Raw genomic sequence first — 12,061 nt, forward strand, 5'->3', positions numbered from 1 at the left:
GCGGTCGTAAACATCGCCTCGATCGTCGGCGAAATGGGAAACGCCGGGCAGGTCAATTACAGCGCGAGCAAGGGCGGAATGATCGCGATGAGTAAGAGTTTCGCAAAAGAGGGCGCAGCGCGCGGCATCCGCTTTAATTGCGTAACGCCTGGTTTCATCGCCACCGATATGACAGACGCACTAAGCGACGACGTAAAAGCAAGCTACGAAGCGAGCATCCCGCTTAAGCGCATGGGAAGCACGAGCGACGTCGCCGAAGGAGTTGCATTTTTACTCAGCGACGGCGCGGGCTACATTACTGGAGAGACGCTTAAAATCAACGGCGGGCTCTATATGTAGCGTTAAATAGCGGAATTTAAGGTTAAATATTATAAAATTACGCGGTATTTTTTTAAAGGAGTGCTAAAATGGCAGTATTTGAAGATGTAAGAGACGTAGTTGTAGAACAACTCAGCGTTAGCCCGGATCAGGTTAAACTTGATTCTAAAATTATCGAGGATTTGGGCGCGGACTCTCTTGACGTAGTTGAGCTAGTAATGGCTTTAGAGGAGAAATTTGGTATCGAGATCCCAGATAGCGAGTCTGAAAAATTAGTAAGCATTAAAGACGTAGTAGATTATATAGAAAATTTGCCTAAGAAATAAAATTTTAAGGAAGCGGTTTTGAAACGAGTCGTAGTAACGGGCATCGGGATGGTAACCTCTCTCGGGCTTGACAAACAGAGCAGTTTTGAAAATATCTGTAACGGAAAAACCGGGGTTGATAAAATTTCGCTCTTTGACGCTAGCGAATTTCCGGTTCAAATTGCAGCTGAAGTAAAAGGTTTCGATCCTTCGAGCATAATCGAGGATGGAAAAGAGATAAAAAAGATGGATAGATTTATCCAACTCGGGCTTAAAGCCGCGGGCGAAGCCATAGAGGACGCTAAATTTAGCGGTTTCGATAGCGACGAATTCGGCGTTAGCTCCGCTAGCGGTATAGGCGGTTTGCCGAATATCGAGATAAACGCCAATACCTGCTTGCAGCGCGGTCCTAGGCGAATTTCTCCGTTTTTTATCCCTTCTGCGTTAGTAAATATGCTCGGCGGCTTTGTTTCTATATATTATAAATTAAAAGGTCCGAATTTATCCAGCGTTACGGCTTGTGCGGCTTCCGCACATGCGATTATGGACGCTGCGAGAGTTATTATGATCGGCGAAGCGAAAAAGATGCTTGCAGTGGGAGCCGAGGCTGCGGTTTGTCCCGTAGGTATCGGCGGATTTGCTGCGATGAAGGCGCTTTGCGCTAGAAATGACGATCCCGCGCACGCTTCGCGTCCGTTTGATGCAGAGCGAAACGGCTTTGTTATGGGCGAAGGTGCGGCGGCTTTGGTTTTAGAAGAGCTAGAAGACGCAAAAGCGCGCGGCGCTAAAATTTACGGCGAGCTCGTAGGATTCGGCGCTAGCGGCGATGCTTATCATATCACTTCACCTAGCCTAGACGGCCCGATCCGCGCTATGAAAAAGGCCTACGAGATGGCAGGACGCCCGAAGATTGATTACATCAACGCTCACGGAACGTCCACCGCAATAAACGATAAAAACGAAACTGCGGCGTTAAAAGAGCTTTTCAGTGAGGGCAAGGTGCCTGCGGTCAGCTCCACCAAGGGCCAGCTAGGACATTGCCTAGGCGCTGCCGGAGCGGTAGAGGCTGCGATCAGCCTTTTAGCGATGCGAAATGGCATCATACCGCCTACGATAAATCAAATTTCAAAAGATCCAGATTGCGATTTGGATTACGTGCCAAACGTCGCTAGAAAAGCCAAACTCGATTGCGTCATGAGCAATAATTTTGGATTCGGCGGCACGAACGCATCGCTTATTTTCAAAAGAGTAGATTAATGGCTAGCTATCTGGACTTCGAAAAGTCTATAAAGCAGATCGATGAGGACATCACCGCCGCTAAAATTCGCGGCGATGAGGACGCGGTCGAAATTTTAAATAAGAACCTCGAAAAAGAAATTTCCAAAGTTTATAAGAATTTAAACGAATACCAAAGACTTCAGCTTGCGCGCCACCCGGATCGCCCTTACGCGATCGATTATATTCGTGCGCTTTTGCAAGACGCTAGGGAGCTTCACGGCGACCGCGCCTTTAGAGACGATCCTTCGATCGTGTGCTATCTGGGCATTATGGGTAATCGCAAAATTGCTGTGATCGCCGAGCAGAAAGGTCGCGGTACCAAAAACAAGCTGAAGCGAAATTTCGGCATGCCCCATCCTGAGGGCTATCGCAAGGCACTGCGCGTAGCAAAACTTGCCGAGAAATTTAACCTTCCTATTTTGTTTTTGATCGATACTCCGGGCGCATATCCGGGACTTGGCGCCGAGGAGCGCGGTCAAAGCGAGGCTATCGCGCGAAATTTATATGAGCTTAGCGATCTTAAAACTCCTACGATCGCCGTCGTTATAGGCGAGGGCGGTAGCGGCGGAGCTTTGGCTATCGGCGTGGCCGATCGGCTGGCGATGCTTCAAAACTCAATTTTTTCAGTTATCTCTCCTGAGGGCTGTGCCGCGATTTTGTGGAACGATCCAAGTAAGAGCGAGGCCGCTACGAAGGCGCTAAAAATCACCGCCGAGGAGCTAAAAGAGCTGGGCTTGATCGACGACGTGATCAAAGAGCCTAAAACGGGCGCCCACAGAGATAAAGACGGCGCGATAAAAGCGCTTGGAAACTACGTCTTAACCGAGCTGCACAAGCTAGACGATCTTAGCATAGACGAGCTCATCAGCAGAAGACAACAAAAAATTTTAAGGTTTGGTGCTTATAAAGAAAACTAAATTTTAAATTTCGCAACTTTTTAAAACCAAATTTAATAACTTCACACTCTAAGAGGACAAATGGAAAATACAAATCAAAATTCCACCCAGACCGCCGTTTCAAATTCTAATCAAAACGGCAGAAAAACTTACGCTAAAACGCACGTTCCCGTCGAGGGCTACCAGATCGAGGAGCTCCGCTCGATGGATCTTGAAAATCTCATCGCCATAGCAGACGAGCTAGGCGTCGAGAACCCGCGTGAATTCCGCCGCCAAGCGCTCGTTTTTGAAATTTTACGCATGCAGACGAAGCAGGGCGGCTTCATACTTTTTACGGGGATTTTGGAGGTTACCGCCGAGGGTTACGGCTTTTTGCGCGGCATAGATTCAAATTTAAGCGACAGCGCTAACGACGCCTACGTGAGTTTAAGTCAGATCCGCAAATTCGCCCTTCGCGTCGGCGATATCGTCACGGGCCAGGTGCGCGAACCGAAGGATCAGGAGAAGTACTACGCGCTCTTAAAGATCGAGGCGATCAATTATAAATCGATCCAAGAAGCCAGAGAGCGCCCGCTATTTGACAATCTCACGCCGCTTTTCCCGACCGAAAAGCTCAAGCTTGAATATGACCCGATGCGCCTTACCGGTCGCGTGCTCGATCTTTTCACCCCGATCGGCAAGGGGCAGCGCGGGCTCATCACGGCGCCTCCGCGTAGCGGTAAAACGGAGCTCATGAAGGAGCTTGCCAACGGCATTACGCGCAACCACCCCGAGGTCGAGCTTTTGGTGCTGCTAGTCGACGAGCGCCCCGAGGAGGTCACCGATATGGAGCGTAGCGTACGCGGCGAGGTATTTAGCTCGACCTTCGATCAGCCTGCATTCAACCACGTCCGCGTCGCCGAGCTCGTCATCGAAAAGGCAAAACGCGCCGTCGAAAACGGCAAGGACGTCGTCATCCTGCTCGATAGCATCACCCGCCTTGCGCGCGCCTACAACACCGTCACGCCTAGCAGCGGCAAAGTCCTAAGCGGCGGCGTGGACGCAAACGCCCTGCATAAGCCGAAGCGCTTCTTTGGTGCGGCGCGAAACATCGAAAACGGCGGCTCGCTTACCATCGTCGCTACCGCGCTCATCGAGACCGGCTCGCGAATGGATGATGTGATCTTTGAGGAATTCAAAGGCACGGGCAACAGCGAGATCATCCTTGATCGCAACATCTCGGATCGTAGAATTTACCCCGCGATCAACATTACCAAGTCCGGCACGCGCAAAGAGGAGCTTTTGCAAGGCAGCGAAAATCTGCAAAAGATCTGGGCGCTGCGCTCGGCGATCTCGACGATGGACGACGTCGAGGCGCTGAAATTTTTATACGCCAAGATGCTAAAAACCAAAGACAACACCGAGCTGCTATCGATAATGAACGGCTAAATTTTATTAAATTGATTCGTTATGAAATTTAATGCTTTATTATTCTTGCGTTAGGTTTTATGTAAACGACTTAGATTTTGATAAGAGATAGTCAAGGATTTTGGTTGTGGAGGAATAGGTCAGCTCATTTTTTTGAGTACAACATACTCTCTATGAGCTTAAATCTATAAAAATTAAACAATATAAGTGAGTAATTCTATGAGTAATGATTTACAGCATCCAAAGTATAGACCAGATATAGACGGTTTAAGAGGAATAGCCGTTTTATCTGTTGTGGCTTTTCATGCTTTTCCAAATAAAATAAGTGGCGGTTTTATAGGTGTAGATATATTTTTTGTAATATCTGGATTTTTAATTTCTACGATTATTTTTAATAATTTAGAAAAAGGAACATTTAGTTTCTATGAATTTTATGCTAGACGTATTAAAAGAATTTATCCGGCACTTTTCGTCGTATTATTCGCATGTCTTATTTTCGGATGGTTTGCTTTATTGCCGGAGGAGTATAAGCAGCTTGGTAAGCATACGGCCGGCGGAGCAGGGTTTATTGCAAATTTCATATTATGGAGCGAAGCCGGATATTTCGATAACTCTGCTGAAACTAAACCGCTACTACACCTATGGAGCCTTGGCATAGAAGAACAATTCTATATAATTTGGCCTTTTTTATTATGGTTTTTATGGAAGAAAAAATTTAATTTGCTAACTATATCGGTTATTATTCTGTTAATTTCTTTTATTTTAAATCTAAAAGGTATAAAACAAGATTTAGTAGCTACATTTTATTCGCCGCAGACGCGTTTCTGGGAACTTTTGTCTGGTGCTGTTTTGGCATGGTTAAATATACATAAAAATAATACTATTAAAAATTTTAAATTAAGGATAGATCATTACTTTTCAAAAATTATATATAGAGAAGGCATTCCAAATGATGGCAGATCTTTGTCTAATGTATGTGCCTTTATAGGTATTTCCATACTTATATATGGATTTTTGCATATATCTAAGACTATGCCATTTCCGGGTAAATGGGCAATAATACCTATTCTAGGTTCTATTTTTATTATTATCGCAGGTTCTAATGGGGGGGGCTTATATCAGCCAAAAGATATTATCAAATAAAATTTTAGTTTGGTTTGGGCTTATTAGCTTTCCGTTATATTTATGGCATTGGCCGTTATTATCGTTTGCTAGAATTTTAGAAAGCGAAACCCCTAATAGAACCATAAGAATATCTTGTGTTTTCTTATCCGTTGTTTTGGCTTGGATTTCATATAAATTTATAGAAAGACCATTGCGCTTTAAAAATAATTTTAAATTTAAAATTCCTATATTATTCGCCATGATTGTCTTAATTGGGATTTCGGGGTATATTATTTATCTAAGAAACGGTAAAAATGTAAACTCAATTCCGATTACCCAGCCTGACTCTACTGAATTTTTATATGATAGCGCTCAGAATTGTAAAAAGTATTTTCCTGATTGGTCGAAGATAACCGATCACGAATGTATGATGCAAAAACCTTTTGGGAATAAGATTGCGATCATAGGCGATTCTCATGCCAATCATTTATATTTAGGTATTGCAGAGAAAACTAAAGACGGCGTTGCTTTATTTCCTGCAAGTTGTGCTGCACCATTTATAAATATTTCTAGTGGCACTAGTGATATTGATCCCAATATAGTTAGAGTTAGAAAAAACGCTTATCAACTTATAAATTCAGCATATAATTTTATATTTCAAGATCCAAATATCAAAACCGTAATATTAGGGCATAATCCTGATTGTTCCTATATAGATGCAAAAGATATGGAGAATTTACAAGAAAAAGATGTCGATAAAATATTGGAAGATGGCATTAGAAGAACGCTAGATTTATTATTAAAAAGTAAAAAAGAGGTTTTAATTTTATTAGATTCACCGCACTTGCCTTATGACCCTTCAAAGTGTGCCATAAGATCTATTAGAGCTATAGGTAGAAATAAGTGTGTTTTCCCAAAAGAATATTCGGGAGGCCAAAAAAAGTATAATAGTATAATAAAAAGGATTATAAAAGATTATCCATCAGTTAAAGTCTATGACCTTTTTGAACCATTTTGCGATGAAGATAGTTGCTATATCTCTAAAGATAATGTAATATTATATAATGATAGAGATCATTTAAGTTATGGAGGTTCTAGATTTGTCGCTCCATTTATATTGAATAGATTGGAATAATAAAATTATAATACTATACACTATATTGCTATCTATTTTAGCGCTTTTGAAGCGACCGATAGTATTTATTGCTATGTTTTTAAATTGCGAGTAAAATGCGGTATTCATTTTACATGGAGTTCAATCACGGCGTCGTAGTCCTGCCTATTTTGTCCGTAGCCTCATTTGGGCGATGTGCGCACTTCAGCTGCGACAAGATTAACATTATGAATCCCACATCTAAGCTTGCTATTTACGTTTAAATTTTACTAGCCATGTTTTAAAATTTTAAAATAGCAGTTTAATCCATATTTTAAGGAGATTTAAATTGGGACGGCGTTATAATTTATCTATATTTTAATTAAAAGGAAAAACGATGAAATATCTGGTTTCAAAAAGCCTTTTTACTTTAGCCATGTCTTTTGCAGCCGCTTCCATCTTAGGTGGTTGTGGTTTTATAAAAAAGCCGATGACTAGTGAGGCGACACTCTTAGATCGCGCTGAAATGGCAACTGGTATAGATAAATCAAATCTAACGGTTGTGCCTGATTCGGTAAAAAGTGAGATCGACTCCGTGCACTATAAGGTCAGAAGCAAAAACGGTGATTTGTATCGTTGCTATTTTTCATCCGTTATAGTAGTTGATTCTGACGTGCTTTGCACGAAAATCGTCGGAGCAGCGGGTAGTACGGGAAGCGGCAAAGGCGGTAACTGCAACGCTCTGCTTAAAAAAGCAGGCAAGTGCTAGCGCGCTAAAGACGGCTTAAATCGTGCGGCTTTAAAACGGGTTCATTCGGCCCAAATGCGCGCCGCTAGCCGTTTAGGCCGCACCCGCAAAATCTTCATCGCGCCTGAAAAGCAGGCCCGCTGCTTTACGGCGCATTTCGGCGCTCATTATGCTAGCGGGTAGTAAAATTTTAATGCTTTTAAGCTTTGCTGAGAGGATTGCGAAATTTCAACGCATAAATTTTAAATTCGGGCGCGTTTGGGCTCTTTCGGTACAAAACGAGGCGTAAAATTTTACGCTTAAATTTTACCGCGCACGATTACCGTATGAAATTTCATTGCGTTAAAGCCCTTTGCTAGGGCGCCTTGTAGGTCGTAGCGTGCGATTTGTAGCCTAGTTTAAACATCACAAATTAGCTCGCGATCCCCACGCGCCGCTTCGCCGCGTAAATCTGCCGCGCGATTTATCGCGTGAAATTTCGCTCGCTCCTATCTATTCCGTTCGCTTTTATTTTCCGCCGAAAAACAGTAGATTTGCCATTATGATCACGATCGCGACGGGCGCTACGAAGCGCAGCGAAAAGTACCAAATTTTAAATCCCAGCTCGCCCATATCGGCGCCGAAAAGTCCGCGCAGGCGCTGCGCATCCATCACAAAGCCCACGAAGATCGCCGAGGTTAGCGCGCCGAGGGGCAGCATGACGTTTGAGCTTACGAAGTCCAAGCAGTCAAAAAAGCTCGCGTCGAAAAGCTTAAACCTGCTCGCATAATCCGCATGCATCGATAGTAGCGAGCATGCGCCTAGCACCGCTATGACGCACCCCGATATGCAGACTGCGCGCAGGCGCGAAATTTTAAACCTGCCGATGAGATAGAAGACGAAGGGCTCGATCATCGAAACCGCGCTCGTGATCCCCGCGAAAAAGAGCGAGACGAAAAACGCGACTTCAAGCACCTGCCCCGCTAGCCCCATTTTTGCAAACATCGTAGTGAGCGAGACGAACACGAGCCCCGCACCCTGCGCGGGATCGGCGCGAAATTCGAAGATGAAGGTAAATACGATGAGCCCCATCATCAGCCCGATCGCGATGTTGATAAATACGATGTTTACCGAGCTTCGCACCAGCCGCACCCCCTCGCTAAGCGATGCCGCGTATGCCGCGATACAGCCGACGCCCACGCACAGGGTAAAGAGCGCGAGCCCGAGCGCGGAGAGGACGGAGTTAACAGTGATTTTGCTGAAGTCGGGATAGAAAAGAAATTTCGCCGCTGCGCCGAAGCCCTGCATCGTGCACGCATACGCAAGCATCGCGAGCAGCAGCACGAAAAGCAGCGGCATCATCACGACGTTTAGCCGCTCGATACCGCTTTTGATGCCGCGCGCGACGACGGAGAGCGTCAGCACGAGCGCAAGCGCGTAAAAGCCCAGGCTCGTGGCTAGCGAATGCGAGATGAGATCGTCAAAGACGGCGCCCGCTTCCTCGGCAGTTGCGGGCAGCGGAGAAAAGCCCAAAAATATGTAGCGGATCACCCAGCCGAGGATGACGAGGTAAAAGGACAGCACCAGCATGCCGCCCGCGATGAAAACGCCTCCCGCGCGCCATTTGCGTCCGCCGCGCGGCGCCAGCGTCTCGTATGCGCTCGGCAGATCCCGCCCGCTTAGCCTGCCTAGCGCCATCTCGGCTAGGAATATGCTAAAGCCCACGCCCAGCGTGAGCGCGAGATACAAAAGCACGAAGGCGCTGCCGCCGTTTTGACCCACGAGGGTGGGGAATTTCCATGCGTTGCCAAGCCCCACCGCACCGCCTGCGACGGCAAGTATGAAGCCGATTTTGCTAAATTTATCGTTCATTTTCTCTCCGATGATTTTTAAATTTTAAAGCCGCGGAATTTTAAAATTCCAAACTATATACGCAAACTCACTATGAAATTTGACGCGCTATTTTTTGGACCGCTTTAGCGCTAAATTTTAAAATTCCAAGCACAATTTTGCGCGGGCCACCACAAAATTTTACGCGCCGCTTCTGCGGCAGATTGCATAGACCACGTCATAAACTATCGTGGCGGCTGTGCACCGACCGTCTCGGTTTATAATTTTAAAATTTCGCAGCGTGATCAGACGCGGCTGCGCTACGGCGTCTTTGCCGCGCGCACCGATCGCCATGCAGGTTGCCGCGGTCGCGCCGAAAGCTGATTGTCGCTACATACTTTGATCTTCCTCTATCTAAACATAAAATTTTAAACTATCGCCGCAAGGCTAACGGATCGCCGCAAGTTCGCTATGAAATTTGGCGCGTTGCTTTTGGACTGCTTTAGCGCCAAATTTTAAATCCATGTTATCCACCTGCTTTACAAAATTTAAAAATTTAAAATTTTTAGCTGATTGAGCGCTATCACTACGATCGCGACTGGCGCCACGAAGCGCAATAGCACGAAATACCACAGCTTAAAGCCCATTCGTCCCATATATGGGCGCAGTAGAATTTCGACGGCTCGTTTTTTGATCACGAATCCTACGAAAATCGCCACAATTATGCCGCTAAGAGGCATTAAGATATTCGAGGTTAGGTAATCAAGCACGTCAAAAAAGCTCTTGCCACCTAGGCTAAAATACTCGCTCGTGCCCCCGTAATAACCCAAAATGCAGCATATCCCTAAAACATACGTCACGGCAAAAACTAAAAGCGAAGCGCGCTTGCGGCTTAGCTTGCGGGAGTTTACGAGATAATAAATCGCAGGCTCCAGCATCGAAATTGCAGAAGTAATCGCCGCAAATAATAGCGAGGTGAAAAATAAAAAGGCTAGGATGTTTCCGATCGCACCGAGCTTTGAAAAAAGCACCACCAGCGAGACAAACACTAGCCCAGGACCTTGCGCTTTGGGATCGCCGCCGAATTCAAAGATGAAGGTAAAGACGATAAGTCCCATCATCACGCCGATTAGGACATTAATGCAGACGATATTTATGCTTGAGGTTAGGATATTGGTGCGCGCAGGCAGGCTTGCAGCATAGGTCATAATCGTAGTAACGCCCAGCGAGAGTGTAAAAAACGCAAGTCCTAGCGCCGAAAGAACGCTATCTTTATTAAGCTTGGAAAAATCTGGCACTAGCAAGAATTTTGCGCTACGTCCGAATCCATCGAAACTCGCGGCGTAAATTAGCATCAAAACCAGCAAAATAAATAGCGCGGGCATCATCCAGACATTAAGTCGCTCGATGCCGCTTTTAACGCCTTTGGACACGATAAAAAAGCAAAATGCCGACGCTATGGTAAAGCATATCGCCGCGCTTAAAAAATCGCCACCTAAAAGCGCTTTAAACGCTGCGCCGCTTTCATCTATACTTTTTGGCAGATAAAAAGCGCTTGAGACCACGTATTTTAGGATCCAACCCATTACGACGCTGTAAAAAGCATAGATCAAAAGCGCACTAATCATAAAAAATCCCGCGTATTTCCATGCGCCTTTGTATGAGGGCGCGAGCTTTTCAAATGCGCGCACTGGATCACTTTCGCTTAGCCTGCCGATGACGATCTCGGCTAAAAAAATCACGAAGCTAACCAAAAGCGTCAGCAAAAGATATAGCAAGATAAATGCGCTGCCGCCGTTGGTGCCTACTAAAGTGGGGAATTTCCACGCATTACCGAGCCCTACGGCGCTGCCCGCGACCGCGAGAATGAAGCCGATTTTGCTAAATTTATCATTCATATTATGCCTTGTAGCGGAATTTAAAAGGGCAATATTAGCAAAATCTAGCTTAACTCGCCAAGCTAGCCGAGTGGAATTTAGGCAAACCCGCTATAATGCCGCGAATTTTAAAGGAGATAAAATGAAATCGATAAAAGAAGTGATGCTCTCTCGCCACAGTTGCCGTAAATTTTGCAGCTATAAACTAAATAGCGAGCTCGTGCATGAGATACTTGATCTTGCGCGCTTAAGTCCTAGCTCATGCGGATTAGAGCCTTGGAGGATGATGATAATCTCGGATCCTTGCGAGCTAAAAGAGCTTTCCGTAGCCTGTAACAGTCAGCCGCAAGTAGCTGAGTGCTCGCACGCCGTGATTTTAATCGCGCGTAACGATCTGCGCGTGGGCGAAGCGTATTTAGAGCGCACCGTCCGCCGTCGTGCAAACACTTCGCAAAAATATGAAGCTGCGATGAATTATTTCTGCGCGAAATTTGCGGGCTTAGACGACGAAGCGCTGATGAACTACGCGACCAAGCAGCTTTATATCTTAGCGGCAAATATCGCTAATATCGCCGAGAGCTTTGACGTGCGCTCGTGCATAATGACCGGCTTTGACGCCGCGGCTCTGGAAAGATTCTGCGCTTTAGAGGCGAAATTTCGTCCCGCGATCGTCGTGGCTTTGGGACGTGGTGAACCTAGCAAATACCCGCACACGCGCTACAGGCTGGATGAAATTTTAATCTCTCGCGGCGGCAGCGAAAAAAGATAAAATGAAGCATTTCTGCTCGCAAAGCTAGGCGCAAGCTTCGTTTATTAAAAGCGTCGTTTTGCGAAATTTTATCGGTTTAAAAGTGCGATAGCGTTAAAATGCGCTTAAAATTTCAAAGGATAATCATGCAAGTCAAACTTCTAAATTTCACTCCGCTTTGGGTCTGCTCAAACGCGATCCGCACCTGCTGGCAGAGCTTTGAGCGCGGCGATTGCGGCGGCGCCAAAGACCTAGCGCTCATTGACCGCGTCGGCAACCAGCTCAAGCACTCAAGCACGCTGGAGCACCTCTACTACAACTTCTACATCAGCGGTATTTCGCGCGCGCTGCTTCAGGAGCTGGCGCGCCACCGCCTAGCAAGCCTTAGCGTAAAATCCACGCGCTACACTCTCAAAGAATTGCGCGGCGAGGGCAGCTTCGCACAAGGGGATTTCGAAAACGCCGCGCGATACATCGT

At 46.0% G+C, this 12,061-nt stretch carries 13 protein-coding genes; 10 read left to right on the plus strand and 3 right to left on the minus strand.

Annotation, left to right across the window (positions count from 1 at the left end; translation table 11 throughout):
- The 8 genes from Q0257_RS11660 to Q0257_RS11695 form a co-directional block, all read left to right on the plus strand.
- The coding region (locus Q0257_RS11660) for an SDR family oxidoreductase (RefSeq protein ID WP_298024989.1) at positions 1-339 on the plus strand (339 nt) is incomplete at its 5' end.
- A gap of 68 nt (positions 340-407) precedes the next feature.
- Positions 408-644, plus strand: coding sequence for an acyl carrier protein (gene acpP / locus Q0257_RS11665; RefSeq protein ID WP_005873350.1), 237 nt, complete (start codon positions 408-410; stop codon positions 642-644).
- 18 nt (positions 645-662) lie between these two features.
- Entirely contained in the window at positions 663-1,880 is a 1,218-nt protein-coding gene (locus Q0257_RS11670) for a beta-ketoacyl-ACP synthase II (protein WP_298024991.1), read from the plus strand.
- Positions 1,880-2,818 carry an acetyl-CoA carboxylase carboxyl transferase subunit alpha gene (gene accA, locus Q0257_RS11675; protein WP_291938084.1) on the plus strand — a complete coding sequence of 313 codons (939 nt, stop codon included), beginning with the start codon at positions 1,880-1,882 and terminating at the stop codon, positions 2,816-2,818. The genes Q0257_RS11670 and accA overlap by 1 nt, the downstream gene beginning before the upstream one ends.
- A 60-nt stretch (positions 2,819-2,878) precedes the next feature.
- On the plus strand, positions 2,879-4,225 hold the full coding sequence (gene rho / locus Q0257_RS11680) for a transcription termination factor Rho (RefSeq protein ID WP_297901614.1): 1,347 nt from the start codon (positions 2,879-2,881) through the stop codon (positions 4,223-4,225).
- 198 nt (positions 4,226-4,423) lie between these two features.
- Complete coding sequence (locus Q0257_RS11685; protein WP_298024993.1) at positions 4,424-5,347, plus strand: acyltransferase; 924 nt, start codon at positions 4,424-4,426, stop codon at positions 5,345-5,347.
- Positions 5,307-6,443, plus strand: a complete 1,137-nt coding sequence (locus Q0257_RS11690; RefSeq protein WP_298024995.1) for an acyltransferase family protein — start codon at positions 5,307-5,309, stop codon at positions 6,441-6,443. The genes Q0257_RS11685 and Q0257_RS11690 overlap by 41 nt, the downstream gene beginning before the upstream one ends.
- A 355-nt stretch (positions 6,444-6,798) precedes the next feature.
- A complete protein-coding gene (locus Q0257_RS11695) occupies positions 6,799-7,170 on the plus strand; it encodes a hypothetical protein (RefSeq protein WP_298024997.1) in 372 nt (123 codons plus the stop codon).
- A gap of 486 nt (positions 7,171-7,656) precedes the next feature.
- Here the strand turns inward: Q0257_RS11695 and Q0257_RS11700 are convergent, their stop codons facing one another.
- From Q0257_RS11700 to Q0257_RS11710, 3 genes are all read right to left on the minus strand, one after another.
- Positions 7,657-9,000 carry a sodium-dependent transporter gene (locus tag Q0257_RS11700; protein WP_298024998.1) on the minus strand — a complete coding sequence of 448 codons (1,344 nt, stop codon included), beginning with the start codon at positions 8,998-9,000 and terminating at the stop codon, positions 7,657-7,659.
- 159 nt (positions 9,001-9,159) lie between these two features.
- On the minus strand, positions 9,160-9,312 hold the full coding sequence (locus Q0257_RS11705; protein WP_298025000.1) for a hypothetical protein: 153 nt from the start codon (positions 9,310-9,312) through the stop codon (positions 9,160-9,162).
- Between the two features lie 194 nt (positions 9,313-9,506).
- Positions 9,507-10,856 carry a sodium-dependent transporter gene (locus tag Q0257_RS11710; protein WP_298025002.1) on the minus strand — a complete coding sequence of 450 codons (1,350 nt, stop codon included), beginning with the start codon at positions 10,854-10,856 and terminating at the stop codon, positions 9,507-9,509.
- A gap of 121 nt (positions 10,857-10,977) precedes the next feature.
- Between Q0257_RS11710 and Q0257_RS11715 the strand changes: the two genes are divergently transcribed.
- The gene (locus Q0257_RS11715) at positions 10,978-11,604 is read left to right on the plus strand and encodes a nitroreductase family protein (protein ID WP_298025004.1); all 627 of its coding nucleotides are present in this window, start codon (positions 10,978-10,980) and stop codon (positions 11,602-11,604) included.
- A gap of 125 nt (positions 11,605-11,729) precedes the next feature.
- The coding region (locus Q0257_RS11720) for an FAD-dependent thymidylate synthase (protein WP_298025006.1) at positions 11,730-12,061 on the plus strand (332 nt) is incomplete at its 3' end.

The organism is uncultured Campylobacter sp. (genome assembly GCF_938018035.1).
GTDB lineage: Bacteria > Campylobacterota > Campylobacteria > Campylobacterales > Campylobacteraceae > Campylobacter_B.

Excerpts from the sequence above, each read along its gene's own strand:
- acpP (WP_005873350.1), top strand. The coding sequence starts at position 408 with ATGGCAGTATTTGAAGATGTAAGAGACGTAGTTGTAGAACAACTCAGC.
- accA (WP_291938084.1), top strand. The coding sequence starts at position 1,880 with ATGGCTAGCTATCTGGACTTCGAAAAGTCTATAAAGCAGATCGATGAG.
- rho (WP_297901614.1), top strand. The coding sequence starts at position 2,879 with ATGGAAAATACAAATCAAAATTCCACCCAGACCGCCGTTTCAAATTCT.
- Q0257_RS11685 (WP_298024993.1), top strand. The coding sequence starts at position 4,424 with ATGAGTAATGATTTACAGCATCCAAAGTATAGACCAGATATAGACGGT.
- Q0257_RS11690 (WP_298024995.1), top strand. The coding sequence starts at position 5,307 with ATGGGGGGGGCTTATATCAGCCAAAAGATATTATCAAATAAAATTTTA.
- Q0257_RS11695 (WP_298024997.1), top strand. The coding sequence starts at position 6,799 with ATGAAATATCTGGTTTCAAAAAGCCTTTTTACTTTAGCCATGTCTTTT.
- Q0257_RS11700 (WP_298024998.1), bottom strand. The coding sequence starts at position 9,000 with ATGAACGATAAATTTAGCAAAATCGGCTTCATACTTGCCGTCGCAGGC.
- Q0257_RS11705 (WP_298025000.1), bottom strand. The coding sequence starts at position 9,312 with ATGGCGATCGGTGCGCGCGGCAAAGACGCCGTAGCGCAGCCGCGTCTG.
- Q0257_RS11710 (WP_298025002.1), bottom strand. The coding sequence starts at position 10,856 with ATGAATGATAAATTTAGCAAAATCGGCTTCATTCTCGCGGTCGCGGGC.
- Q0257_RS11715 (WP_298025004.1), top strand. The coding sequence starts at position 10,978 with ATGAAATCGATAAAAGAAGTGATGCTCTCTCGCCACAGTTGCCGTAAA.